Raw genomic sequence first — 23,486 nt, 5'->3', positions numbered from 1 at the left:
CCAGAAAATCGGGCGACAGGTCGACGTACGACGCATCGTGCCTGAACACCATGTCGTCGCAGAACATCAGGCGATATTCCTGCGCATCCTGCGGCGCCGCACAACGGAAGCGCGCGGCAATGAACGGAATGCGCCGCCCCACGAGCCAGCACACCAGCCCGTAGACCATGATGAGCCACGTGGCGTAGGTGAACATGGGCGGCACCCGCGTGCCCTTGCGGTGCACAAAGACGAGGCGCACACGCTGATCGTCTTCTTCAACGCGCACATGCAGATCGTCCAGCACCAGGCGCAGAAAACCCGTGGCCCGGGCGAGCGCCTGCCGGCCCGTGCGGGCGGTCAGCGCCGCCTGCGTCATCGCCACGAAGCTGCCCCAGCGCATGGGGTGCGCATCCTGCCCGAAGAACTCGTCGTCCATGGCCTGCGCAATGCCGGCCCACAGCGCACCGTACTGCGCCGATGACACGCGGCTGCGCGGCTGCGCCAGCATCTGCGGCGTGATGCCTGCGGCGGCCATGATGGGCTGCATGTCCACGCCATGCGCGCGGGCGCGCGTCACGGCCTCGTTGACGAGGCTGACAGAGACGGTTCCTTTCTCGTTGTTTTTCATCGGTATGGCAAATCCGCTCACGCAAGTTGATCGTGACGGGCATCGAAGCCGCCCAGCCGCGTGCCTACACTTTTTCCCCATCGAACCGGAGCGCCGCGGGCTGCACAGTGTAAGGCGCCTGCACAGGCAGCGTCACGCGGCACCGGTCAGCAAACAAGCAAGAGCCAAGCGATGGACGACCTCTATACCGAAGAGCAGCGGATGATCCAGGACGCCGCGCGCGATTTTGCCACCGAGCGCCTGGCGCCCAACGCCGCGCAGTGGGACCGTGACGGCGCCTTGCCCGACGAGGTGGTGCGCGAGATGGGTGAGTTGGGCCTGCTAGGCATGATCGTGCCCGCGGAGTGGGGCGGTTCGTACACGGACTACGTGGCCTATGCGCTCGCGCTGGAGGAGGTGGCCGCCGGTTGCGCTGCCAGCGCGACGATGATGAGCGTGCACAACTCGGTGGGCTGCGGGCCGATCCTCAAGTTCGGCACCGAGGCACAGAAGGCGCGTTACCTGCCGGATCTGGCCACCGGCCGCGCGATTGGCGCGTTCTGCCTGACCGAGCCGCATGCCGGCTCCGAGGCCAACAACCTGCGCACGCGTGCGGTGCTGCGCGACGGCAAGTGGGTGCTCAACGGCAACAAGCAGTTCGTCACCAACGGCGCACGCGCCAACATCGCCATCGTCTTTGCCGTGACGGACCCTGAGGCGGGCAAGCGCGGCATCTCCGCCTTCATCGTGCCGACGGACACGCCGGGCTTTCACGTTGGGCGGCCCGAACACAAGCTCGGCATTCGCGCGTCTGACACGTGCCCGATCACGCTGGAAGACTGCGCCGTGCCCGAAGAGAACCTGCTGGGCGAACGTGGCGAGGGCTTGAAGATCGCGTTGTCGAACCTGGAAGGTGGGCGCATCGGCATTGCCGCGCAGGCCGTGGGCATTGCGCGCGCCGCGTTCGATGCGGCACGCAACTACGCGAATGAGCGCATCCAGTTCGGCAAGGCGCTGCGCGAGCACCAGACCATCGCCAACATGCTGGCCGACATGGCCACGCGCCTGAATGCGGCGCGCCTGCTCGTTCACCACGCGGCGCGCCTGCGCAGTGCAGACAAACCGTGCCTGTCGGAGGCCTCGCAGGCCAAGCTCTACGCATCGGAACTGGCGGAAGAAATCTGCTCCAACGCCATCCAGATCCACGGCGGCTATGGCTACCTGGCCGACTACGCCGTCGAGCGCCACTACCGCGATGCACGCATCACCCAGATCTACGAAGGCACCAGCGAAGTCCAGCGGATGGTGATCGCGCGGCACGTGTAGCACGCCCCGCGCACATCGACCGCATACGAAAGAGCGAAAACGCGCCGACCAGGAGACGACGATGAACGAACCGGTATCTGCAGCACAGGGTTTTGTGGAAGCGCGCGATTTTCTGCTGCGCCATCGCACCGACTACGACCGGGCGTATCGCGAGTTTGCGTGGCCGACGCTGGACACGTTCAACTGGGCGCTCGACTACTTCGATGTGATGGCGCGCGGCAACGACAACCCGGCGCTGTGGATCGTCGATGACGCGCATGGCGAAGGGTTGAAGCTGTCGTTTGCGCAGATGTCGGAGCGCTCGTCGCGCATGGCGAACTTCCTGCGTGGGCTTGGCATCGTGCGGGGTGACCGTCTGCTGCTGATGCTGCCGAACCGCGTCGAACTGTGGGACGTGATGCTCGCGGCGATGAAGCTCGGTGCGGTGGTGCTGCCGGCCACGACGCAGCTTTCGCCGGATGACGTGCGCGACCGCGTTGAACTCGGCGGCGCGAACTGCGTGGTCGTCGACGCGGCAGAGTTGCACAAGTTCGACAGTGTGGATGCAAGCGTCAAGCGCATCGCCGTGGGCGCGCAGCGCGAAGGCTGGATCGACCTGGCAGCAGCGTACGAGGCGCCCGCCCAGTTCGTGCCCGAGGGGCCGACCAAGGCGACCGACCCGTTGCTGCTGTACTTCACCTCGGGCACCACGTCCAAGCCGAAGCTGGTCGAGCACACGCACCAGAGCTATCCGGTCGGGCACCTGTCGACGATGTACTGGATCGGCCTGCAACCCGGCGACATCCACTGGAACATCAGCTCACCCGGGTGGGCGAAACACGCGTGGAGCTGCTTCTTTGCCCCGTGGAATGCGCAGGCCTGCGTGTTCGTTTACAACTACGCCCGCTTCGTGCCGAAGGACACGCTGGACGTGCTGGTGCGCTTCAACGTGACCACGCTGTGCGCGCCGCCCACCGTGTGGCGCATGCTGGTGCAGGAGCCGCTGGCGACCTACGCCGTCAAGCTGCGCGAGATCGTCGGTGCGGGCGAGCCGCTGAACCCCGAGATCATCGAGCGTGTGCGCAGCGCCTGGGGCGTGACCATTCGCGACGGCTTCGGCCAGACCGAGACCACCTGCCAGATCGGCAACACGCCGGGCCAGCCGGTTGTGCCGGGCTCGGTCGGGCGCCCGCTGCCCGGCTACCGCGTGGAACTGGTCGACCACGACGATCAGCCCGACAGCGAAGGCGAAATCGTGCTGCCGCTCTCGCATCGTCCGCTCGGCCTGATGCAGGGCTACGCCAACAACGCCAAAGCCACGGGCGAGGCCATGCGCAACGGCTATTACCACACGTCCGATGTGGCGATGCGGCGCGACGACGGCTACTTCGTCTACGTGGGTCGCACCGACGACGTGTTCAAGTCGTCCGACTATCGGCTGAGCCCCTTCGAGCTGGAAAGCGTGCTGATCGAGCACGAGGCCATTGCCGAGGCCGCCGTGGTGCCGAGTTCCGATCCGCTGCGGCTGTCCGTGCCCAAGGCGTTCGTGACGGTGCGCCAGGGCTATGAGGCTGGCCCCGAGCTGGCGCGCGCGGTGTTCCTGTTCTCGCGCGAAAAGCTGGCGCCCTACAAGCGCATCCGCCGGCTGCAGTTCAGCGAGCTGCCCAAGACGATCTCCGGAAAGATCCGCCGCGTGGAACTGCGTCGGCTGGAGCTTGAACGTACGCCGCAACCGGCTCGCCTGCCCGGCGAGTACTGGGAAGAAGACTTCGCCTGATTTGCCCGTCCCGCATTGAACCCATTACCGCTACCGCTACCGCTACCGCCACCGCAACCGATACCGAATCGCCAGGAGACTCCCATGAGCGCCGTTGCTTCCCTCGCTTCCGCCAAGGCTGCTGCACAGCAGGACACCCCGCCCACCGTCAAGCTGCTGATCGGCGGCGAATTTGTTGAATCGCAGTCGAAGGAATGGCGCGACATCGTGAACCCCGCCACGCAGGAAGTGCTGGCGCGCGTGCCTTTTGCCACGGCCGGCGAAGTGGACGCGGCCATCCGCTCCGCACATGCGGCATTTGCCACGTGGAAGAACACGCCGGTCGGCGCGCGCATGCGCATCATGCTGAAGTTCCAGGCGCTGATTCGCGAGCACTCGCCGCGCATCGCCCGCACGCTGACGGCCGAGCAGGGCAAGACGCTGCCCGATGCAGAAGGCGACATCTTCCGCGGGCTGGAGGTGGTGGAGCATGCCTGCTCGGTGGGCTCGCTGCAGCAGGGCGAATTTTTGGAGAACGTGGCCGGCGCGGTCGACACCTACACGCTGCGCCAGCCGATTGGCGTGTGCGCGGGCATCACGCCGTTCAACTTCCCGGCCATGATTCCGCTGTGGATGTTTCCGATGGCCATCGTGTGCGGCAACACGTTCGTGCTCAAGCCTTCGGAGCAGGATCCGCTGTCGACCATGCAGCTCGTTGAGCTGGCGCTGGAAGCCGGGGTGCCGCCGGGCGTGCTGAACGTCGTGCACGGCGGCAAGGACGTGGTGGATGCGCTGTGCACGCACGAGCATGTGAAGGCGATTTCGTTTGTCGGGTCCACCGCGGTCGGCACGCATGTGTATCGCCTCGGCAGCGAGCACGGCAAGCGTGTGCAATCGATGATGGGCGCGAAGAACCACGCCGTGGTGCTGCCGGACGCGAATCGCGAGCAGGCCATCAATGCGCTGGTGGGTGCGGCCTTCGGCGCAGCGGGGCAACGCTGCATGGCGACCTCCGTCGTCGTGCTGGTGGGCGCCGCGCAGCAGTGGGTGCCGGATCTGATCGCCAAGGCAAAAACGCTCAAGGTGAATGCCGGTGTCGAGCCGGGCACCGATGTCGGACCCGTCGTGTCACGCGCCGCCAAGCAACGCATTCTCGGCCTGATCGAATCGGGCGTGCAGCAGGGCGCCACGCTGGCGCTCGACGGCCGCAATGTGCGCGTCGCGGGTTACGAAGAGGGCAACTTCATCGGCCCCACGGTCTTTACCGACGTGAAGACCGACATGGACATCTACACCAACGAAATCTTCGGGCCCGTGCTGCTGGTGCTGACCGCGCCCACGCTGGACGATGCGATTGCGCTGGTCAATGCCAACCCGTTCGGCAACGGCGTGGGCCTGTTCACGCAGAGCGGTGCGGCGGCGCGCAAGTTCCAGAGCGAGATCGACGTGGGGCAGGTCGGTATCAACATTCCCATTCCGGTGCCCGTGCCGTACTTCAGCTTTACCGGCTCGCGCGGCTCCAAGCTGGGCGACCTGGGCCCGTACGGCAAGCAGGTCGTGCAGTTCTACACGCAAACGAAGACGGTCACGGCGCGCTGGTTTGACGACGCGGTCGATGCCGGCGGCGTGAATACCACCATCAGCCTGCGCTGATCGCACCGGGAGCGTTGACATGAAAATCGCATTCATCGGCCTGGGCAACATGGGTGCCCCGATGGCGCGCAACCTGCTCAAGGCGGGCCACGCGCTGACCGTCTTTGATCTGAATACGCAGGCCGTGGGCGCGCTGGTGGAAGCCGGTGCCATGGCCGCTGCATCTCCCAAGGACGCCGCGACGGGCGCGGAAACCGTGATCACCATGCTGCCCGCCGCCGTGCATGTACGCCACGTGCTGACGGCGGAAGACGGCGTGCTGGCGGGTATCGCCAAGGGCGTGCCCATCATCGATTCGAGCACCATCGACCCGGCCAGCGTGAAGGCGTTTGCCGCGCTGGCGGCCGAGCACGGCAACACCTTTGTCGATGCGCCGGTCTCGGGCGGCACGGGCGGCGCGGCAGCCGGCACGCTGACGTTCATGGTCGGTGGCACCGCACAGGCGTTCGAGCAGGTGCGTCCGGTGCTGTCCGCCATGGGCAAGAACCTCGTGCATTGCGGCGACACCGGCGCGGGCCAGGGCGCGAAGATCTGCAACAACCTCGTGCTCGGCATCACCATGGTCGGCGTGGCCGAAGCCATGTCGTTGGGCGAGGCGCTGGGCATTGACCCGAAGGTGCTGGGCGGCATCATCAACACGTCGACGGGCCGGTGCTGGAGTTCAGACACCTACAACCCGTTCCCGGGCGTAATCGAGACCGCGCCGTCGTCGCGCGGCTACACGGGCGGCTTTGGCACCGACCTCATGCTCAAGGATCTGGGCCTGGCCGGTGACGCAGCAAAGTCCGTCCGTCAGCCGGTCTACCTGGGCGCGTTGGCGCAGCAGCTCTATCAAACGGTGAGCAGCAAGGGCGATGGCAAGCTGGATTTCTCCGCCGTCATCAAGCTGTATCGGAAAGACGGAGCGGCGTGATGATCGAACTGGAAACGCTGCATGAGGGCACCGTCGCAGTGCTGACGCTCAAGCGTCCGCCGGCCAACGCGTTCACCCCGGAAGGTCTGCTGCAGCTGCAAGGCACCGTCGAGCGATTGAACGCCGATGCACGCGTGCGCGCCGTCGTCGTCACCGGCGATGGGCCGAAGTTCTTCAGCGCGGGCGCCGACCTCAACACCTTTGCCGATGGCGATCGCGATGTCGCGCGCGAGGCCGCTGCACGTTTCGGTGCCGCGTTCGAGGCCCTGCAGAATGCGCGCCCGGTGGTGATCGCCGCCATCAACGGCTTTGCGATGGGCGGTGGCCTGGAGTGCGCGCTGGCATGCGACATCCGCATCGCCGAGGCCCATGCCAAGCTGGCCGTGCCGGAGACGGCCGTCGGCCTGCTGTGCTGCGGTTGCGGCACGCAGACGCTGCCCTGGCTCGTGGGTGAAGGCTGGGCCAAGCGCATGATCCTGACCGGCGAGCGCGTCGATGCGCAGACCGCCCTGCGCATCGGCCTGGTGGAAGAGGTGGTGGAAACGGGCGCTGCTCGCGAAACCGCCATCGCCATGGCGCTGCGGGTGACGACGTTGAGCCCGCAGGCCGTCACCTTCAGCAAGCAGCTCATCCATCAGGCGCGCAATGGCGTGCCGCGCAGCGCGGCGCTGGCCGTGGAGCGCGAGCGCTTTGTCGATCTGTTCGACCACCCGGACCAGCGCGAGGGCGTGAATGCCTTTCTGGAGAAGCGCGCGCCGCGCTGGCATTCCACACACGAATCGGAGACGCTGCAATGAGTGCCGTCCAACTGCAGGCGGCGCCGCCCCAGGCCGCCGCTGCCGAGCCCGAGGTGCTGATGCGTGTGGTGAACCGCGTGGCCGTCATCACCTTGAACCGGCCGTCTGCCCTGAATGCGCTGTCGCACGGCATGGTGCGCCAGTTGGCCACGCTGCTGGAGCAATGCCGCCATGACGACGGCATCGCCGCGCTGGTGCTGCGCGGCGCGGGCCAGAAAGGCTTCTGCGCCGGCGGCGATGTGCGCGCGCTCTATCAGCTGGCGCAACAGGGCCGCATGGACGGCGACGACGGCTGGCTGCAATTCTTCGTCGACGAATACCGGCTCGACTATGCGCTGCACCAGTTCCCGAAGCCCATCGTTGCGCTGATGGACGGCATCACCATGGGCGGCGGCATGGGTCTTGGGCAGGCCGCACGGCTGCGCGTCGTGACCGAGCGCACGAAGATGGCGATGCCGGAAACGCGCATCGGTTTTCTGCCCGACGTGGGCGCCACGCGCTTTCTGAGCGTGATGGCGCCCGAGCTTGAGCTGTATGTCGGCCTGACCGGCGTGACGCTCACCGGCGCCGATGCGCTGCATTGCCACCTGGCCGATGTGTGCGTGCCTGCCGAATGGCTCGCCTCGTTCGAAGACCGCCTGCAGCGCATGCCGCACGATGGCGACCTCATGCAGGCGCTGCGCCGTGTATTCGAGCCGCCGTGCAACATCGTTCCGCACGCGCCGCTTGCACAGGCGATGCCGTGGGTGTTGCGCTATTTCGACCGGCGGTCTTCGGTCGATCGCATTGTGGCCACGCTGCGAGAGAGCCTCGAACGCGAACCGGCACGCGAGCCGCGCCAGTGGCTGCAGGCGACGCTTGACGCCATGACCACGCATTCGCCGACGATGCTGCATGTCACGCGCGAAGCGTTGCTGCGGGGCCGGCAGTTGTCACTGGCGGAATGCTTCCAAATGGAGCTGGGCATCGTTGCGCGCGGAATCCAGGAAGGCGATTTCTGCGAAGGCGTGCGCGCGCATCTGGTGGATAAGGATCACCGGCCTGGCTGGGCGCCGGCCACGCTGCCGCAGGTGCGGCCCGAGCGGGTGCGGCATTTTCTGACGTCGCCCTGGCGGGCGGAGCTGCACCCGTTGGCGGGGCTTGGTTGAACCGGCATGTGACCGGCATGCCGCAAAAGCAGCGGATGCGTCATTTCCTGCAGGCTGTCCGGCGTAATAAGTCGGTTTCGTGACAAATTTCTGTCATCACTTACGTGTAACTTACGCGGGCGAGGAGAGGTCACCCCTCACGTTCTCATCGTACGCAGCGGCTTCCGCTGCGTTTTTTTTTGCGCGTTTTTTGCCCCGCCGTCTCGCACCGGCTGGGCGACTCCGCAGATCGGATTGAAACCGCGTTGAAGTCACGGCCTGCCAACCCGCATGGCAGTTGGGTTTCGGTGCCCGGCGTCAGATGGTTGTCACAATCGCGGTGCTAACTGGACGGATGCTCTGCCACCCCAGGAGGCTCCCATGGCGACATCCGTCGATTCATTTCAGGTGAAGGTGTATCAGGGCGACAGCGCCGTGCTGTTCGCCTTTGATGTGGCCGATGCCGATCGCGCCGATCTGGCCGGTTTTGCCATCCAGTGCACGCCGCAGGGCGGGGCACCTTACTGGGTGCCCAACCGGCTCACCTTCGACACGCCCATCCATGCAGATGCGCCGCTGAAGGCCGGCCACTATGCCGATTCCATCGACGCGCCGTTTCAGTCGTTCCACTGGGTCCACTTTCCGCCGCATGCCGCTGCGCAGCTGACTTACACCGTGCACGCGCGCTACTTCGCGTCGACGAACCCTGTGCAATTGGAGACGCGCGCCACGCGCACCGTCACCGTCACGCTGCAGCAGCCGATGAGCGATTGGGCCACCGTGGGCATGGTGCGTGGGTATGTGTCGTCGCAGGCGTTCATCGATCACTACGGCGGCAACACCGCGCTGGCGCCGGACAAGCGCGCGCAGACAAAATCGCCGCTGCTGTACGACACGCAGCCGTATCAGAACAAGTACGCCTACCTGGGCGCCACCGGCCGCCGTCTCATCATCGATCTGCTGAACCAGTGCCATGCGTCCGAGGGTTACGGCATCGACGTGCTGGCCTATGACCTGGACGAGCCTGACATCATCCGTGCGATTGCGTGGCTTGCGCAGAACGGCCGCAAGGTCCGCGTGATTCAGGACAACTACGTCGGCAACGGCGCCAGCCCGACGGGCCACGGCACCGCCAACGCGTTTGAGACGCAGGCTGCCGAATACTTCCGGCAAGCCGGCGCCGATGTCCGCCGCACGCACCTGGCGCGGTTCCAGCACCACAAGGCCATCTTGCTGCGTGATGCGGCCGGCAAGCCGGTGCGCGTGCTGGCCGGTTCTGCCAACTTCTCGCTGCGCGGGTTGTATGTGCAGGCCAACAGCGTGCTCGTGTTCGAGCAAGACGTTGCGCAGCTGTATGCGCAGGTGTTCGAGCGTCTGTGGGGATGGATCGGTCAATACGGTGAAGACGCCGCCGGCAGCCGCAAGGTGGCCGCAGCCTTCCGCGCCGACGCGCTGGCCGCCAGCTGGCAGGCGGTGCCGCAAGGCAGTACGCCGCGTGCGCGCTTCGGCTTCTCGCCGCATCAGACCGATGCGTTGCTGACGGAGGCGGCCGACCGCGTCAAGGGCGCGCTGTCGTCCGTGCTGTTTGCGGTGATGGCCACCGATGGCGGCGGCGAGATGCTGACCACGCTCGAACAGGTGGTGCCGCACAAGGCTGGGCTGCTCTCGCTGGGCGTGATCGACAAGCAGGGTGGTGTCGATGCCTTTGCGCCCGGCCGCGATGTGCCGTCGCAAACCGTGTCGTTCGCGTATTTGAAGGACGAAGCGCCTGCGCCGTTCAAGCAGGAAGTGGATGCCGGCACCGGCCAGCACATCCACCACAAGTTTGTCGTGTGCGATTTCAATGGCGATGAGCCGGTCGTGTTCTGCGGCTCGTCCAACCTGTCAAAGGGCGGCGAAGAGCAGAACGGCGACAGCCTGATCGCCATCTACGACCCGGCCATCGTCACGGCCTATGCGATCGAGGCCATCCGCCTGTTCGACCACTACCGCTTTCGCGCGGGGGAATCGAAGGCCACGGCCGACAAGCCGCTGGTGTTGAAGCCGACCGGCGCATGGGCCGACCCGTACTACGATCCGCAGAACATCAAGTTCACGGAGCGCACGCTGTTCGCCAAGTCGGGCACAGCGCAGGAGGCGGTAGTTGCGTGACCGATGCCGGCGGCGGTGCGTGCAGCCTTATACGCGTCGCTGCCGGTCGCCCCACCACGCATCGCGCAGCCGGCGCTTGGCGATCTTGCCGTTGTCGTCGCGCGGCAGTGCTGTGGTGAATTCAATCTGGCGCGGGATCTTGAAGCCTGCAATCTGCCCGCGCAGCCATTCGATCACGGGTTCGGCCTGCGGGTCTTTGCGTTCGGTCTGCACCACCGCGACGAGGCGCTCGCCGTATTCATCGCACGGCACGCCAAAGACGGCGCAGTCGACCACATCGGGGTGGCGCAGCAGCGCATGTTCGATCTCGGCCGGGTAGATGTTCACGCCGCCCGAGATGACCATGTCCGATGCGCGGTCGCACACATACAGGTAGCCGTCGGCATCGAGATAGCCCATGTCGCCGAGCGTGACGAGGCCGTCGCGCTCGATCTTGCGGCGCGCCTCGTCGTTGCCGCGGTAGGTGAAATCGGGGTAGGCGGGCTGGCGGCTGTAGATCAGGCCGATCTCGCCCGTCGCGCATGGCGTGCCGTCTTCGCGCAGGATGCGCACCTCGGCGTCGCACACCGGGCGGCCCGCGCTGCCGGGGCGGGTGGCGGCGTCGCGCGGGTCCATCACCGTGATCATGCCGGTTTCGCTCGACGCATAGGTTTCATAGATGACGGGGCCGAGCCAGTCGATCATCTTGCGTTTGATCTCCGGCGCGCACGGTGCACCGGTGGACGCCACGAAGCGCAGCGAAGACAGGTCGTAGCGGCTGCGCTCTTCGTCCGTCAACTTGAGCAGGCGCACATACATGATCGGCACGAGGTAGACGGTGTCGATGCGGTAGCGCTCGATCTGCTCGAGCACGCGCAGCGCATCAAAACGCGCGTTCACCACCAGCAGCTCTGCCATCTGCGCGGCTTGCTGTGCGAAGAGGCTGGGTGCGCTGTGATAGAGCGGCGCCGGCACCAGCGCACGGCAGCCCGGCACGATACCGAACGTGGCCGCCACCACGGCACGTGCCTTCTGCAGATGCGCGTCGAGCTGGTCGAGCGGCACGGCCTGACGCACCACGCCCTTGGGCCGCCCGGTAGTGCCCGAGGTATAGGCCATGTGCCCGCGCGGCGATACCAGCGGCCCGTCGTACGGCGTCTGCAGCGTAAGCCAGTTGGCATAGCCGTCGGCACGGTCGGTGCCTTCGGCGTCCACGCGCAGCAGCTGCACATGGGCCGGCAGCAGCGGTTCCGCCGCGTCGACGAGATCGCGATGGCCGATCAATACCTTGGCGCCCGAATCGCGCACGAGGAATTCCACCTCGGCCGGCGTGAAGTGCCAGTTGATCGGGCAGAAGTAGCATCCCGCGATGCGGCAGGCGTGCATCACGTCGATGTAGGCCGGTGCATTGCGCAGCAGCACGCCGATCACGTCGCCCTCCTGAACGCCCATGCGGCGCAGACCGCCGGCAAGGGCGGCGCCGCGCGCGAGCAGCGTATCGGCGTCGGTGGGGCGATCGTCGAAGATCAGGTGGGCGGTCATGCGTGTCTCCGTGGTGACGGGCGCGAGGTCTCGGTGCCTCGGTCTGGCTGTGGTTCGAATCTACGCAGCATGCCGGATTGGACGGCGCTGAACAATCTGCTTGGGATTGCGCACACTGGTGAATGCCATTGAACAACGCCGAGCTGCTGCTCCTGCCCCGCCATGGAGCTCAAGCTCATCCACCTGTTGGTCGAGATCGTGGAGGCGCGCAGTTTTACCTCCGCCGCGCAAAAGCCCGCCATGACGCGCTCGAACCTGAGCAGCCGTCTGAAGGCATTGGCGCGCGAAACCGGCGCGCCGTGGCAGCGCCGCTGCACGCGCGGCCTGGAGCTCACGCAGGCCGGCGAGCCGCTCTTTGAGCACGGACGCCGCACGTAGCAAATTCCTCTCCTGCGTCCGGCGTCACATCGGTAAGAGCCAACGCCCGTATCACTATTGCGCAGAGTCGCGCATAAGACGCTGGACACCCGTTTCGGCCGTTCGTATGGTCATTCACGGAAGGGCCATCCGAATGCGAGGCGGAGACCGGCGATGGCAACGGAGAAGAGCATGCAGACCACAGTGAGCGCGAACAAGGGGCGCGTGGAAGTGCGCGCAGATCGGGGCGAAGACGGCAGATGGCACAGCGAATTCCGGTTCATTCCCACAGACGGCGCGCCGACGGGATGGACCGCCTCTGGGCTGCCGGAGGGTTTCATATCGCTTGGGATGGCGTTGAGCGCCGGCATCCTCCTCGGACGGATGTCGGCCGAAGGGTGGAAGACATAGCACGCATCCGGCCGCGCATCAGCGGTGGGGCGGCTCCAGCGCGAGCCACTGGGTGAGCCAGTCCACCGTGCGTGCTGCCGCGTCGATGCGGTACGACGGGCGGCCGTCCTCGAAGAAATGGTGCCCGCCGCCAGGGTAGAGCACCAGTTCCGCCGGGGCTGCGTCGGTGGCGGTGAGCGCGGTGAAGAGCTGCTCGGCTTGCCCGCGCGGGCAGCGCTCGTCGTCCATGCCTTGCAGAAGCAGCATCGGCGTCACGGTATTCGCTGCACACGCAACCGGCGACAGGCGGTTGTACGTCTGCGGCGCGTCCCACGGGCTGCCGTCCAGCGCGTAGGGGTCGGCATACGGGCCCGAATCGGATGTGCCGAAATGGCTGCGCAGGTCGGCCACCGGCGCGGAGACGATCGCAGCGCGGAACCGGTCCGTCGTGCACGCCGCCCATGCGGCGAGATAGCCGCCATACGATTTGCCGGCAGCCGCGAGCATGCCGTTGTGCACGCCACTCGCGTGCAGCGTATCAGCCACCGCGAGGTGCTGCGGCAGGTCCAGCTCACCCCACCGGCCGCGCAGCCTGTCGCTGAATGCGCGGCCGAAGCTGCTCGAACCCACGGCGTTGACGGCCACGATCGTCCACCCGTGCGACCACAGGATGTTCCAGTACGGGTGTGATGCGAACGACAGCAGCACGTAGCTCGCCGGCCCGCCATGAAAGTCGATCAGCAACGGCCCCGGTGTGTGCGGCTGCGCACTGCGGATGACCCAGGCCCAGACCGTCTCCTCACCGCCCGCATCGCTCTTCACCACAAAGGGTTCGTAGCGCACCTCGGGCAGGCAGCGCTCGTACCACCATGCGTTGAGTGCCGTGAGTTGGCGCTCTTCACCGCTGCCGGCGTCCCAGACGTGCAGCTGCCCGGGCTCGCCGATCGACTCGGCCACGAAGTACAGCGTGTCGCCCGCGCGACTCATGGCCGAGATGTGCCTGAGGCCGGACAACACCGTCTCGGTGCGTCCGGACGCCGCGTCGATGCGCGCCACCTCCTGCAAGCCGTTGCGGGCGGCGATGGTCTCCACGGCATCGGACGCGGCAGACCAGTGCAGCGATTTGCCGGAAACCACTTCGATGTCCGCGCTGCCGAGCCCGCTGACGCTGCCCGTGCCGAGGTCGAGGCACCACAGCCGCGTCTGGGAATCTCCGCCGCACTCGCTGCCCGCAAAGGCGATGCGCTTGCCATCCGGCGAGGGCACCGGGTCTTGCACGATGGCCACTTCGTGCGTGAGCTGGCGCGCATCCGTGCCGTCGCGGCGCAGGGTCCAGATGTCGGTGCGGTGCGCCATCCTGCCTTCGCGCGTGCGTGTGTAGTACAGCGATTCGCCATCGGCACTCCACGTTGCGTGCCGGACTTCGTAGCGCCCCTGTGTGAGCTGCCGGTGCGCGCCGCTGCCGGCATCGACGGTAAACAGGTGCGTACGTTCATCGAGCGTGAAGCCGACACCGTCCAGCTTGTACGGCACTTCCGTGATGACCTGCACACCTTCTGCACAACGCTTGCCGTGCGTCGTGTCCGGCGGGTCGACGTGCGCGAGCGCGATGGCCAGCAGCGACCTTCCATCGGGCGCCCAGGCGAAGGTCTGCACGCCATTGGGCAGGTTCGTGAGCCGGCGCGCCTCGCCGCCGTGCGGGCGGATCGTGTAAATCTGCGGCGGTCCGCCGTCGCGGTCGGAAAGAAAGGCGATGGTGCGCGCATCGGGCGCCCATTGCGGGGCGCTGTCGAGCGCGGTGCCGCTGGTGAGCTGCCACGGCGGTTCGTCTTCGTTGCCGGCGATCCAGAGAGACGATCGGTATGCGTCGGCATGGGCGTCGATCGATTCCACGCAATAGACCGCGCGCTGTGCCGGGCACGCAGCCAGGCCGGTGATGCGCTCATGGTGGAGGATGTCGTCAACGGAGAAGGGGCGCGTCATGGCATGTCTCACTGGGCGGGGCAAAAAAAAGGGCCCCGCAACGCATCGGCGAGGCCCGGGCCGGAGGAGGTTGCGGGCTTACTCCTGGCGACGCTGCTCTTCGTCGCGGCGCTCGCGGCGCTGTTCTTCATCGCGCCGGCTTTCGCGCTCGCGGTCTTCCTCGCGCCGGTTTTCCGCCGAGCCGCCCTCGCGGCGTTCCTCGTCGCGGCGGTTTTCGTTTCGGGACGTCTGACTGCTCTTGTCTTCGCTACGCTTCTGGTTGGACATCATTTGCTCCGTCGTTGGTGCAGGCAACAAGTCCTGCATGCACGATGCAGCAATGCGTGTGCCGCTCGCCGGCCGCACGCCGGCTCTTGCCCGAGCGGCGCAGGCCCGTGCATTGCGTTGTCGTTGGCTCCACTCGACACAGGAGTTCCTATGACCACCTCCGCCAAAGACCATCTGCTCGACTGGTTGCGCGACGCGCACGCCATGGAAGAACAGGCCGAACACATGCTGCGCTCCCAATCGTCGCGGCTCGAGCATTACCCGCAGCTCAAGGCACGCATCGATCAGCACATCGAAGAGACGCGGGAGCAGCAGCGCATGGTGAAGTCGTGCATCGACCGGCTCGGCGGCAGCACGTCGGCCATCAAGGACATGGCCGCGCGCATCACCGCATTCGGGCAGGGCCTGAGCGGCATGTTCGTCTCGGACGAAGTCGTCAAGGGTTCGATGGCAGGCTATGTGTTCGAACACATGGAGATCGCGGCGTATACGACGCTGCGCGCGGCGGCCCAGCACTGCGGCGACACCGAGACCGTGCGCGTCTGCGACGCGATCCTGCCGCAGGAGCGCGCCATGGCCGAATGGCTGTCGCAGCATCTGCCTGAAGTGACCCAGGCCTTCCTGACCCGCGCACAGACGCCTGGGCTCGAGGCCAAGCGCTGAGCGCGGGTCGCTCCGATGGCCGACATCCGCTGGATCTTCGTGGCGCTGCTATGCGTGGTGGCGCTCGCCTATGGCGCCCTGATCTAGCGCGCCGTGGGCAGCCGCGCGGGCAAGCGGCTGCATTCGCAGCCGGCGGTGTCGCAATGGAGCTGGTCCGGCCGATTCGAGGCCCGGCCCGCGAGCGGCGCGGCGCCGAGGGGGATCACGGCTGATGCCGGTCGCCGCTCAGCAGCAGATGCGCCTGCTCGAGGCCGTCGCGCACAGCTTCACCGCGGGTCAGCCAGCCGCGCCACGCCTGCGTGAGCTGCGGCATCTCGATGCGCTCTGCGCCCTGGAGCACCGTCACCCGCGGCAGCCACACGCCTTGTTCGTTCTCGATCGCGTACACGAGGATCGTATAGCCGGCGTATTCCACGCGCGCATCGGGAAGGTCGGACATGCGCGGCGCTTCATTGTTGTCAGAGGCGGGGGAAGCCATGTGCATCACCATCCCAGGTCCACCAGCATGGGGGCCGGCCGCGAACGCGGCACGGCCGCTTGCGAGGCGACGGCGCCGGGTATGGCGGCCGGGTCGCGCACCAGCGAATAGGCTGCAATGGCTGCGAGTGTGGTCACGACGATGGTCAGCAGTTCCTGGGTTTCCATGCGTGCTCTCCTGAAAGGCCCCTCCGCACCACGCCGGAACGGAAGGGCCGGCTCGAGTTGCGGGTTGCGGATTACGCGGTACCTTCTTCGTCCTGCGCGCCCATCTCGCCCAGTTCGGCGCCGGTGCGCGGGTCGGTGGCGGTGTCGGAGGCCTGGCGCTCCTTCATCGCCTGCAGCGTGGCGAGTTCAACGTCGCTCAACTGGACCGAGGCACTGCCGTCGCCGCCTGGGTCGGCCGGGATGGGCGGCTCTTCGACAAGCTCCAGGCCCGTGCCGCTGTTCCATGGCGCCTGCACCACCGGTGCCCCACGCGACATCTTGAAGTACGCATCGCTGAACTCCGGCACCGGCGGCAGCTTGCCCGGAGGGAAGTTGCCCGAGATGGAATACAGCGCCTTCTCGAACGACTTCTGGTGCGCAATCTCGCGTGTCATCAGGAAGCCGAGCGCCTCGCGCACGCCGGGGTCGTCGGTCACGTTCATCAGGCGCTCGTAGATGATCTTTGCGCGTGCCTCCGCGGCGATGTTCGAGCGCAAGTCTGCGGTGGGCTCGCCGATGGAGTCGATGTACGCGGCCGTCCAGGGCACGCCGCCGGAGTTGGTCAGCGCCGGACCGCCGCCATAGAGCACCTGCGTGACGTGGCTGTCGTTGCCAGCGCCGTTGAGCTTGCGGTACAGCTCGGCCTGTTCGTCCACGGCTTCGGCCAGCTCACCCTTGGCCCCGCGATTGAGCATGGCCACGATGGTGCCGATCACTTCCAGATGGCTCAGCTCTTCGGTGGCGATGTCGTAGAGCATGTCTTTGCGGCCCGGATCCTCTTCGGCCACCGCCTGCGTGAAGTAACGCATGGCCGCGGCCAACTCACCTTGAGGGCCGCCAAACTGCTCAAGTAGCAGGTTGGCGAGGCCCGGGTCGGTTTCGCTGACCCGCACGGTGTACTGCAATCGCTTGTTGTGCATGAACATGGGATTCTCCTGAGAGCGTGTTCAGGTGTGCGTATGCCGGAGTGGCGAAGGTCTGTCCGCAACGGCTGTTCCATCGCGCGCGGCCTTTGTGTATGCCGCTGCCGGTCGGCCCGGGAACGCCGATTGCGAATACCCGCAGCGCCACGCCCCTCCCTCCCATTGCGCCCATGGACGACAGTCTCCCCCTCGTGCACGACAAGCCTTCTGCCTCTGCCTGCGTGGTCGCGCAGGTGCACGACGTGCTCGAAGGGCGGCGCCGAGGCTGGCGGGTGCTGGCGCCCCTCATGGGGCCGGCCATCGTGGTGTCGGTGGCGTATACCGACCCGGGCAATATCGCGACCGGCATCCAGGCTGGCGCCGGCTATGGCTACCAGCTGCTGTGGGTGGTGGTGGCAGCCAACGTGGTGGCGATGCTGTTCCAGGCGCTGTCGGCGCGGCTGGGCATCGTCACGGGTCAGAACCTGGCGCAGCTGTGCCGCGCGCATTTGCCCGCGCCCGCCGCCCTGGCGATGTGGCTCATCAGCGAGCTGGCCGCCATGGCGACCGACCTGGCGGAGTTCGTCGGCGCCGCCGTGGGCATCGCATTGCTGACCGGCATGCCGCTGCTGCACGCGATGGTGGGGGCCGGCGTCGCGACCTATCTGCTGCTGACATTGCAGGCGCGCGGCTTTCGCAGCGTCGAACTGCTGATCGGGGCGCTGGTCGGCGTGATCGGTATCTCTTACATCATCCAGGTGTGGATGTTGCCCATTGCGTGGGGGGCGGCGCTGCGCCAGGCCGTGATGCCGTCTGCCATGCCGCCGGATGCGCTGATGCTGGCGGCGGGCATCGTGGGCGCGACGGTGATGCCGCATGCGCTCTTCCTGCACTCGGGGTTGACCGATACGCGCGTGCGCCCGCGCAGTGCGAGCGAGACTGCGCAACTGGTGCGCTATTCCAACGTGGAGGTGGTGGTGGCGCTGGCGGTGGCCGGCTGCATCAACCTGGCGATGGTGCTGGTAGCGGCCAGCGCGTTTCACGACGCACATGCCGACGTGGCCAGCATCGAAACGGCCTACGTCACGCTCATGCCGCTGTTCGGTGCGGCGGCGGCGGTCGTGTTCGTGGTGGGGTTGATCGCCTCGGGGCTGTCCAGTTCGGTGGTCGGCACGCTGGCGGGGCAGATCGTGCTGCAGGGCTTCCTGCACGTGCGCATTCCAGTCTGGCTGCGGCGGCTGATCACCATGGTGCCGGCGTTCATCGTCATCGGGGCGGGGGTGGACGCGACGCGGGCGCTGGTGCTCAGCCAGGTGGTGCTGAGCATGGCGGTGCCGTTTCCGATGGCGGCGCTGGTCTGGCTCACGGGTCGGCCCGATGTGATGGGCCCGCACGTGGCCGGCCGCGGCGTCGTGGTGCTGACCACCGTGGCCACGGTGCTGGTGACGGCGCTGAATGCGGTCGTGGTCATCAACAGCGTCTTCTGAGCGCCGAGCGCCTCAACGCACCACTGTCGGCCTCTGCTTGACAGTGTGTTCCTCCGGCGGGGCCGTTCGCGGCGCATCGCCCGCGTGGTCGCAGCGGGCGGCGGCAGGGTGGTGGGTGGCAGGAAGCATCCGCTCGGCGCCCCGGACTTTTCGTCCTACCTGCTGCAGGCGGTCGACTATTCCGCCATGCTCACGTGTCTCAACGCCGTGCAGGCTGCGGGCACGGACGACGCCGACCGCGTGATGGCCAAGCTCAGGTCGATGATGATCGACGACATGTATACCCATGGCGGCTACGTGCGCGCCGACGGCATGATGCTCCACGACATCTGCCTGTTCGGGGTCAAGAAGCCGTCGGAGCGGGTGCGGCCGAGGGACTACTACAAGCCCGTACAGACGATTCCCGGGGAGCGGGCATTCCACACGCTGGCCGAGTCGACGTGCGCGATGGACGAGAAATAGCGCGGAAGCCGCTCAGCGCTGCTCTGTGTCGCTGCCCACGTCGATGCGCTTGAGCCCCACGTTGGCCGGCCCATGCAGCACGGCGCCGTCCGGGCCGAAGCGCGAGCCGTGGCAGGGGCAGTCGAAGCTCTTCTCCAGACTGTTCCAATGCACCATGCACTTCAGGTGCGGGCACGCGGCATCGAAGGTGTGCAGCACGCCGTCCTGGCTGCGGAAGGCGGCGACATGCCGGCCGATCGCCTTGACGACATGGCCTTCGCCCAGCGGGATGGCGTCCAACGCCGTGGCGGCGGCGCCGCCCAGCCAATCGGCATATCGCGCGGCGACGTTGGCGTTCTCGCGGGCATATTCGAGCGCGGCCGACAGCGACCTGCGCGACGGGTCATACAGCGCGGCCCAGGCATTGTCGCGGCCGCGCACGAGGTCGCAGATCAACATGCCGGCAATGGCGCCGTGCGTGATGCCGTTGCCGGAGTCGCCGGTGACCACGTAGACATGCGCGTCGCCCGGGTTCCGCCCGATGAAGGCGACGCCATCCACCGGCTCCATGACCTGGCCCGACCAGCGGTACAGCGGGTCGTCCACCACCGGGAAGCGCTGCTGCGTCCAGCGGACGAGCCGGGCAAAGCGCGCGTCGGCATCGTCGGCCTGCCCGACCTTGTGGTCTTCGCCCCCGCTGATGAGCAACTGGTGATCGGCGTCGATGTCCCCGGCGATGCGCACGTAATGGTAGGGGTCGGGCGTATCCCAGAACTGGCAGTTCGGCATGTCGCCCCGGCGCACCTTCATGGCGACCACGAACGTGCGGTAGGCCGCCTGTTTGGTGTGGATCGCAAACCGGTCGATGAACGGCGTGTTGGTCGCCACCACGACGCTGCCCGCGCGTATGCGGTGGCCATCGGCGGTAAGCACGCGGGCGGGGCTGCCGTCTTCGACGCCGGTCGCGCGCGTCTTGCCGTACACCTGGCCGCCGCGACGGCGGATGGCCTCGATGAGGCCGCCAAGATACTTCAACGGATGCAACTGGCCCTGCCGCGGAAACCGCAGCGCCGAGCGCAGCACCGCCTTGCCCGTCTGCACGGCGCTCACGCGCTCGACATCCACGAGCCCGGCGCGATGTGCCGCTTCGAACTCCTTGGCGAGAACGTCCTCATCCTCGGGCGATTCGACAAAGAGGTAGCCGTCCACCCGCTCGAAACCGCAGGCGATGGATTCCGCCGTGCAGATCGTCTCGATCCGGTCGATGGCGGCGGCGTGGCTTTGCGCGATCATGTGCGCGGCCTCGCGGCCGAGGTGGTCCTCGATGTGGAAGTAGCGGTCGTCGAACGCCGTCATGAGATGCGCCGTGGTGCGGCCCGTTTCACCGGCGCCTGCCGTGTCGGCGTCCAGCACGATGACCGATGCGCCGGCTGCGGCCAGTTCATAGGCGACCGACAGCCCGGCCATGCCGGCGCCAATCACGCAGGCATCGCAGGTCGCATCGCCCTGCAGCGGCGCGCTGGCCAGTTCGGTGTTTGCCGCCCAGTAAGAAGTCGTGGTGCCGCCATGGTTTGCCATTGTCGTGCTCCGTCGGAACGTGTGCCCTGCGTGCAGCGAGATTCGTGCCGCTGGCGGCACACGGCGTCGTGCGTGGATCACTCCCCGGGGCGGGCACAGCGAATAAGCAAAGACGAAAACGGTCGTTCGCACGCCGCGGGCCTGCCCATATGCTCGCCGGAACGACCTTCCGGAGACGCCAGCATGACGCAGCCATCCCTGAGCACGATCGCCCCCGCCTGGAAACTCGACACCGTGGCCGTGCACGGCGGCTACAGCGCCGACCCGACCACCCGTGCGGTGGCCGTGCCGATCTACCAGACGGTGGCCTTTGCGTTTGACGACACGCAGCACGGCGCCGATCTGTTCGACCTGAAGGTGCCGGGCAACATCTACTCGCGCATCATGAACCCGACCAACGATGTGCTGGAGAAGCGCATCGCCGCGCTCGAGGGCGGCATCGGGGCGCTCGCGCTGGCGTCGGGGCAGGCGGCTGTCACGTATGCGATCCAGACGATTGCGGAAGCCGGCGACAACATCGTTTCGGCCAGCACGTTGTACGGCGGCACCTACAACCTCTTTGCGCACACGCTGCCGCTGTCGGGCATCACCACGCGGTTTGCCGATCCGCGCGACCCCGCTTCATTCGAAGCGCTGATCGACGACCGCACCAAGGCCATCTTTGCCGAGACCGTCGGCAACCCGCTCGGCAACATCACCGACATTGCCGCGCTGGCGGAGATCGCGCACCGCCACGGCGTGCCGCTCATCGTCGACAACACGGTGCCGACGCCGTACCTGACGCGCCCGTTCGAGCACGGCGCCGACATCGTCGTGCATTCGCTGACGAAGTACCTGGGCGGCCACGGCACCAGCCTGGGCGGCGCGATCGTCGATTCGGGCAAGTTTCCGTGGGCCAAGCACAAGGCGCGCTTCAAGCGGCTGAACGAGCCGGATGTCAGCTACCACGGTGTCGTCTATACGGAAGCGCTGGGCGACGCGGCGTATATCGGCCGCGCCCGCGTGGTGCCGCTGCGCAATACCGGCGCGGCGCTGTCGCCGTTCAACGCGTTCCTGATCCTGCAGGGCATCGAAACGCTGGGCCTGCGCATCGACCGCATCACACAGAACGCAGCACAGATCGCCCAGCATCTGCGCGGGCATGCCAAGGTGGAGTGGGTCAACCACGCCAGCCTGGATGACCACCCCGACCACGGGCTCGTGCACAAATACCTGTCAGGCAAGGCGCCGGGGCTGCTCACGTTTGGCGTGAAGGGCGGTTTTGCTGCCGGGGCGCGTTTTCAGGATGCGCTGCAGTTGTTCACGCGGCTGGTGAACATTGGCGACGCCAAGTCGCTGGCGACGCATCCGGCATCGACCACGCACCGGCAGCTGTCCGAGGCAGAGCTTGCCAAGGCCGGTGTGCGGCAGGAGACGATCCGGCTGTCGATCGGCATCGAGCATATCGATGATCTGCTGGCCGATCTGGATCAGGCGCTGGCGCGCGCCTGAAGCCGGGGCGCGGTCAGGCGTTCACTGCCGGCCGCGCACCCACCCGAACACCACCGCCAGCAGCACCAGAAACGGCACACCCACCACCAGCGTCATCCGGAAATCGGGCATCCAAGCGGTGCTCACGATGATGACCGCCATGGCGATCGCGCCAAGCGTGGTCAGCACCGGAAAACCCCACATGCGAAAGCGCAATGCGCGACCCTCGCGCTCGGCGGCCCGCCGGAAGCGCAAGTGCGTCACAAAGATGACGAGCCACGTAAACAGCGCACCGAACATCGCCAGCGACATCATCAGCAGGAACGAGTGCCCCGGCAGCACCACGCTCAGCACCGCCGCCAATGCCGCACCGGAGCTGGACACCGCCAGCGCGCGCAGCGGCACGCCGCGCTGGCTTACCGCGCCCAACGCCTGAGGCGCCTGCCCGCCCCGCGCGAGGCTGAACAGCATGCGCGTCGATACATACAGCTGCGCGTTCATCGACGACAGCGCTGCGGTCAGCACCACGAAGTTCATCACGCCCGCACCCCCGGCAATACCGAGGATTTCCATCACGCGCACGAACGGGCTCTTGCCCGTGCCGGCCTGCTGCCACGGCACGACGGCCAGCATCAGCGCGAGCGTGCAAAGGTAGAAGAACACCAGCCGGAACAGCGTTGAGCGGAAGGCGCTGGTGGCGGCGGCTTCGGGCTCGCGTGCCTCGCCGGCGGCCACGGCAATCAGCTCGATACCGAAGAAGCTGAAGATGCTGACCACCGCGCCGAACCACACGCCATTCCAGCCGTGCGGCAGGAAGCCGCCCGCGCTCACGTAGTTGTGAAAGCCGATCGGGCCGCCATCGGGTGCACGATAGATGGCGTAGCTCGCCACCGCCAGAAACGCGACGATGGCCACCACCTTGATCATCGAGCACCAGTATTCGGCCACGCCAAACACGTCGACGCTGCTGGCATTGATCCACACCAGCACGGCAGAGAACCCGACGATCCACACCCACGCCGGCACGCCCGGAAACCAGTACGCCATGTACACCGCGACCGCGGTCACTTCTGCACCGATGACGAAGACGACGGCCGCCCAATACGCATAGCGCACGAGGAAGCCGGCCAGCGGGCTCACGTAGTGCTCGGCATAGGCGCCGAAAGAGCCGGTGGTCGGGTGCGCCACGACCATTTCGGCAAGGCAGCCCATGAGGAGCAGCGCGATGAACGCCCCGATGGCGTAACTCGCGATGACGCCCGGGCCGGCCAGTTGAATGGCTGCACCGCTGCCGAGGAACAAGCCGGTGCCGATCGCGCTGCCGATGGCGATCATGGTGAGTTGCGCGGAAGAGAGGCGGTGCTGCAGGCCGCCTTCGCGTGCGGCCAGCGCTTCGAAGCTGCCGGTGGCCTTGGTCATGGTGTTGTCCTGACTGGGGAAAGGCCCGGATGA

The 23,486-nt window shown here is 66.9% G+C and carries 22 protein-coding genes; 13 read left to right on the top strand and 9 right to left on the bottom strand.

Annotation, left to right across the window (positions count from 1 at the left end):
- Positions 1 to 610, bottom strand: a 610-nt coding sequence (locus A6M56_RS19100) for an AraC family transcriptional regulator (RefSeq protein WP_286758341.1), incomplete at its 3' end; no start/stop codon positions are given.
- Positions 611 to 781: 171 nt separating this feature from the next.
- Between A6M56_RS19100 and A6M56_RS19095 the strand changes: the two genes are divergently transcribed.
- From A6M56_RS19095 to A6M56_RS19065, 7 genes are all read left to right on the top strand, one after another.
- On the top strand, positions 782 to 1,915 hold the full coding sequence (locus tag A6M56_RS19095; RefSeq protein WP_045219507.1) for an acyl-CoA dehydrogenase: 1,134 nt from the start codon (positions 782 to 784) through the stop codon (positions 1,913 to 1,915).
- A gap of 61 nt (positions 1,916 to 1,976) precedes the next feature.
- Positions 1,977 to 3,671: an AMP-binding protein gene (locus tag A6M56_RS19090; protein WP_102079087.1), complete on the top strand. Its 1,695-nt coding sequence runs from the start codon at positions 1,977 to 1,979 to the stop codon at positions 3,669 to 3,671.
- Between the two features lie 84 nt (positions 3,672 to 3,755).
- On the top strand, positions 3,756 to 5,303 hold the full coding sequence (locus A6M56_RS19085) for a CoA-acylating methylmalonate-semialdehyde dehydrogenase (protein WP_102079086.1): 1,548 nt from the start codon (positions 3,756 to 3,758) through the stop codon (positions 5,301 to 5,303).
- A gap of 19 nt (positions 5,304 to 5,322) precedes the next feature.
- The gene (gene mmsB / locus A6M56_RS19080; protein WP_102079085.1) at positions 5,323 to 6,216 is read left to right on the top strand and encodes a 3-hydroxyisobutyrate dehydrogenase; all 894 of its coding nucleotides are present in this window, start codon (positions 5,323 to 5,325) and stop codon (positions 6,214 to 6,216) included.
- Positions 6,216 to 7,013: an enoyl-CoA hydratase gene (locus A6M56_RS19075; protein WP_102079084.1), complete on the top strand. Its 798-nt coding sequence runs from the start codon at positions 6,216 to 6,218 to the stop codon at positions 7,011 to 7,013. Before mmsB ends, A6M56_RS19075 begins: the two co-directional genes overlap by 1 nt.
- On the top strand, positions 7,010 to 8,161 hold the full coding sequence (locus A6M56_RS19070; protein WP_102079083.1) for an enoyl-CoA hydratase/isomerase family protein: 1,152 nt from the start codon (positions 7,010 to 7,012) through the stop codon (positions 8,159 to 8,161). The genes A6M56_RS19075 and A6M56_RS19070 overlap by 4 nt, the downstream gene beginning before the upstream one ends.
- Before the next feature lie 360 nt (positions 8,162 to 8,521).
- Positions 8,522 to 10,291, top strand: a complete 1,770-nt coding sequence (locus A6M56_RS19065; protein ID WP_102079082.1) for a phospholipase D-like domain-containing protein — start codon at positions 8,522 to 8,524, stop codon at positions 10,289 to 10,291.
- Between the two features lie 27 nt (positions 10,292 to 10,318).
- Here A6M56_RS19065 and A6M56_RS19060 read toward each other — a convergent pair whose 3' ends face one another.
- Entirely contained in the window at positions 10,319 to 11,812 is a 1,494-nt protein-coding gene (locus tag A6M56_RS19060) for an acyl-CoA synthetase (protein WP_102079081.1), read from the bottom strand.
- 162 nt (positions 11,813 to 11,974) lie between these two features.
- Here A6M56_RS19060 and A6M56_RS19055 point away from each other — a divergent pair, with 162 nt between their 5' ends.
- Positions 11,975 to 12,190 (top strand): LysR family transcriptional regulator, encoded by a 216-nt coding sequence (locus A6M56_RS19055; protein WP_102079080.1) that lies wholly within the window; start codon positions 11,975 to 11,977, stop codon positions 12,188 to 12,190.
- 171 nt (positions 12,191 to 12,361) lie between these two features.
- The gene (locus A6M56_RS19050; RefSeq protein WP_145997138.1) at positions 12,362 to 12,580 is read left to right on the top strand and encodes a hypothetical protein; all 219 of its coding nucleotides are present in this window, start codon (positions 12,362 to 12,364) and stop codon (positions 12,578 to 12,580) included.
- A gap of 18 nt (positions 12,581 to 12,598) precedes the next feature.
- On the opposite strand, the gene A6M56_RS19045 is transcribed toward A6M56_RS19050, so the two are convergent.
- Both A6M56_RS19045 and A6M56_RS19040 read right to left on the bottom strand, forming a co-directional pair.
- Positions 12,599 to 14,542, bottom strand: a complete 1,944-nt coding sequence (locus A6M56_RS19045) for a S9 family peptidase (RefSeq protein ID WP_102079079.1) — start codon at positions 14,540 to 14,542, stop codon at positions 12,599 to 12,601.
- A gap of 78 nt (positions 14,543 to 14,620) precedes the next feature.
- Positions 14,621 to 14,848, bottom strand: coding sequence for a hypothetical protein (locus A6M56_RS19040; protein ID WP_147282544.1), 228 nt, complete (start codon positions 14,846 to 14,848; stop codon positions 14,621 to 14,623).
- Positions 14,849 to 14,959: 111 nt separating this feature from the next.
- On the opposite strand from A6M56_RS19040, the gene A6M56_RS19035 reads away from it, so the two are divergent.
- Positions 14,960 to 15,472 (top strand): ferritin-like domain-containing protein, encoded by a 513-nt coding sequence (locus tag A6M56_RS19035; RefSeq protein ID WP_045219528.1) that lies wholly within the window; start codon positions 14,960 to 14,962, stop codon positions 15,470 to 15,472.
- Positions 15,473 to 15,674: 202 nt separating this feature from the next.
- Here the strand turns inward: A6M56_RS19035 and A6M56_RS19030 are convergent, their stop codons facing one another.
- The 3 genes from A6M56_RS19030 to A6M56_RS19020 form a co-directional block, all read right to left on the bottom strand.
- Positions 15,675 to 15,950 carry a DUF6566 family protein gene (locus A6M56_RS19030; RefSeq protein WP_145997137.1) on the bottom strand — a complete coding sequence of 92 codons (276 nt, stop codon included), beginning with the start codon at positions 15,948 to 15,950 and terminating at the stop codon, positions 15,675 to 15,677.
- Positions 15,951 to 15,955: 5 nt separating this feature from the next.
- Positions 15,956 to 16,117, bottom strand: coding sequence for a hypothetical protein (locus A6M56_RS19025; protein WP_157774026.1), 162 nt, complete (start codon positions 16,115 to 16,117; stop codon positions 15,956 to 15,958).
- 71 nt (positions 16,118 to 16,188) lie between these two features.
- Positions 16,189 to 17,082, bottom strand: a complete 894-nt coding sequence (locus A6M56_RS19020) for a manganese catalase family protein (protein ID WP_045219532.1) — start codon at positions 17,080 to 17,082, stop codon at positions 16,189 to 16,191.
- Positions 17,083 to 17,249: 167 nt separating this feature from the next.
- Here A6M56_RS19020 and A6M56_RS19015 point away from each other — a divergent pair, with 167 nt between their 5' ends.
- Positions 17,250 to 18,545 (top strand): Nramp family divalent metal transporter, encoded by a 1,296-nt coding sequence (locus A6M56_RS19015; RefSeq protein ID WP_102079076.1) that lies wholly within the window; start codon positions 17,250 to 17,252, stop codon positions 18,543 to 18,545.
- A gap of 84 nt (positions 18,546 to 18,629) precedes the next feature.
- Positions 18,630 to 19,007, top strand: coding sequence for an ABC transporter substrate-binding protein (locus tag A6M56_RS19010; protein WP_145997136.1), 378 nt, complete (start codon positions 18,630 to 18,632; stop codon positions 19,005 to 19,007).
- A 12-nt stretch (positions 19,008 to 19,019) separates the two neighbouring features.
- On the opposite strand, the gene A6M56_RS19005 is transcribed toward A6M56_RS19010, so the two are convergent.
- A complete protein-coding gene (locus A6M56_RS19005) occupies positions 19,020 to 20,564 on the bottom strand; it encodes an FAD-dependent oxidoreductase (protein ID WP_102079074.1) in 1,545 nt (514 codons plus the stop codon).
- Between the two features lie 183 nt (positions 20,565 to 20,747).
- Here A6M56_RS19005 and A6M56_RS19000 point away from each other — a divergent pair, with 183 nt between their 5' ends.
- Positions 20,748 to 22,055: an O-acetylhomoserine aminocarboxypropyltransferase/cysteine synthase family protein gene (locus tag A6M56_RS19000; protein ID WP_102079073.1), complete on the top strand. Its 1,308-nt coding sequence runs from the start codon at positions 20,748 to 20,750 to the stop codon at positions 22,053 to 22,055.
- 21 nt (positions 22,056 to 22,076) lie between these two features.
- On the opposite strand, the gene A6M56_RS18995 is transcribed toward A6M56_RS19000, so the two are convergent.
- Complete coding sequence (locus tag A6M56_RS18995; protein ID WP_045219543.1) at positions 22,077 to 23,453, bottom strand: amino acid permease; 1,377 nt, start codon at positions 23,451 to 23,453, stop codon at positions 22,077 to 22,079.
- Between the last annotated feature and the right edge of the window lie 33 nt (positions 23,454 to 23,486).

It is taken from the genome of Ralstonia sp. RL, from assembly GCF_001683835.1.
Lineage (GTDB): Bacteria > Pseudomonadota > Gammaproteobacteria > Burkholderiales > Burkholderiaceae > Ralstonia > Ralstonia mannitolilytica.
The sequence above is the reverse complement of the archived record's forward strand: the minus strand, read 5'-3'. Positions and strand labels throughout refer to the sequence as shown.

What these genes read in the sequence shown, in the direction of transcription:
- A6M56_RS19095 (WP_045219507.1), top strand. Translation starts at nt 782, where the DNA reads ATGGACGACCTCTATACCGAAGAGCAGCGGATGATCCAGGACGCCGCG.
- A6M56_RS19090 (WP_102079087.1), top strand. Translation starts at nt 1,977, where the DNA reads ATGAACGAACCGGTATCTGCAGCACAGGGTTTTGTGGAAGCGCGCGAT.
- A6M56_RS19085 (WP_102079086.1), top strand. Translation starts at nt 3,756, where the DNA reads ATGAGCGCCGTTGCTTCCCTCGCTTCCGCCAAGGCTGCTGCACAGCAG.
- mmsB (WP_102079085.1), top strand. Translation starts at nt 5,323, where the DNA reads ATGAAAATCGCATTCATCGGCCTGGGCAACATGGGTGCCCCGATGGCG.
- A6M56_RS19075 (WP_102079084.1), top strand. Translation starts at nt 6,216, where the DNA reads ATGATCGAACTGGAAACGCTGCATGAGGGCACCGTCGCAGTGCTGACG.
- A6M56_RS19070 (WP_102079083.1), top strand. Translation starts at nt 7,010, where the DNA reads ATGAGTGCCGTCCAACTGCAGGCGGCGCCGCCCCAGGCCGCCGCTGCC.
- A6M56_RS19065 (WP_102079082.1), top strand. Translation starts at nt 8,522, where the DNA reads ATGGCGACATCCGTCGATTCATTTCAGGTGAAGGTGTATCAGGGCGAC.
- A6M56_RS19060 (WP_102079081.1), bottom strand. Translation starts at nt 11,812, where the DNA reads ATGACCGCCCACCTGATCTTCGACGATCGCCCCACCGACGCCGATACG.
- A6M56_RS19055 (WP_102079080.1), top strand. Translation starts at nt 11,975, where the DNA reads ATGGAGCTCAAGCTCATCCACCTGTTGGTCGAGATCGTGGAGGCGCGC.
- A6M56_RS19050 (WP_145997138.1), top strand. Translation starts at nt 12,362, where the DNA reads ATGCAGACCACAGTGAGCGCGAACAAGGGGCGCGTGGAAGTGCGCGCA.
- A6M56_RS19045 (WP_102079079.1), bottom strand. Translation starts at nt 14,542, where the DNA reads ATGACGCGCCCCTTCTCCGTTGACGACATCCTCCACCATGAGCGCATC.
- A6M56_RS19040 (WP_147282544.1), bottom strand. Translation starts at nt 14,848, where the DNA reads ATGCAGGACTTGTTGCCTGCACCAACGACGGAGCAAATGATGTCCAAC.
- A6M56_RS19035 (WP_045219528.1), top strand. Translation starts at nt 14,960, where the DNA reads ATGACCACCTCCGCCAAAGACCATCTGCTCGACTGGTTGCGCGACGCG.
- A6M56_RS19030 (WP_145997137.1), bottom strand. Translation starts at nt 15,950, where the DNA reads ATGGCTTCCCCCGCCTCTGACAACAATGAAGCGCCGCGCATGTCCGAC.
- A6M56_RS19025 (WP_157774026.1), bottom strand. Translation starts at nt 16,117, where the DNA reads ATGGAAACCCAGGAACTGCTGACCATCGTCGTGACCACACTCGCAGCC.
- A6M56_RS19020 (WP_045219532.1), bottom strand. Translation starts at nt 17,082, where the DNA reads ATGTTCATGCACAACAAGCGATTGCAGTACACCGTGCGGGTCAGCGAA.
- A6M56_RS19015 (WP_102079076.1), top strand. Translation starts at nt 17,250, where the DNA reads ATGGACGACAGTCTCCCCCTCGTGCACGACAAGCCTTCTGCCTCTGCC.
- A6M56_RS19005 (WP_102079074.1), bottom strand. Translation starts at nt 20,564, where the DNA reads ATGGCAAACCATGGCGGCACCACGACTTCTTACTGGGCGGCAAACACC.
- A6M56_RS19000 (WP_102079073.1), top strand. Translation starts at nt 20,748, where the DNA reads ATGACGCAGCCATCCCTGAGCACGATCGCCCCCGCCTGGAAACTCGAC.
- A6M56_RS18995 (WP_045219543.1), bottom strand. Translation starts at nt 23,453, where the DNA reads ATGACCAAGGCCACCGGCAGCTTCGAAGCGCTGGCCGCACGCGAAGGC.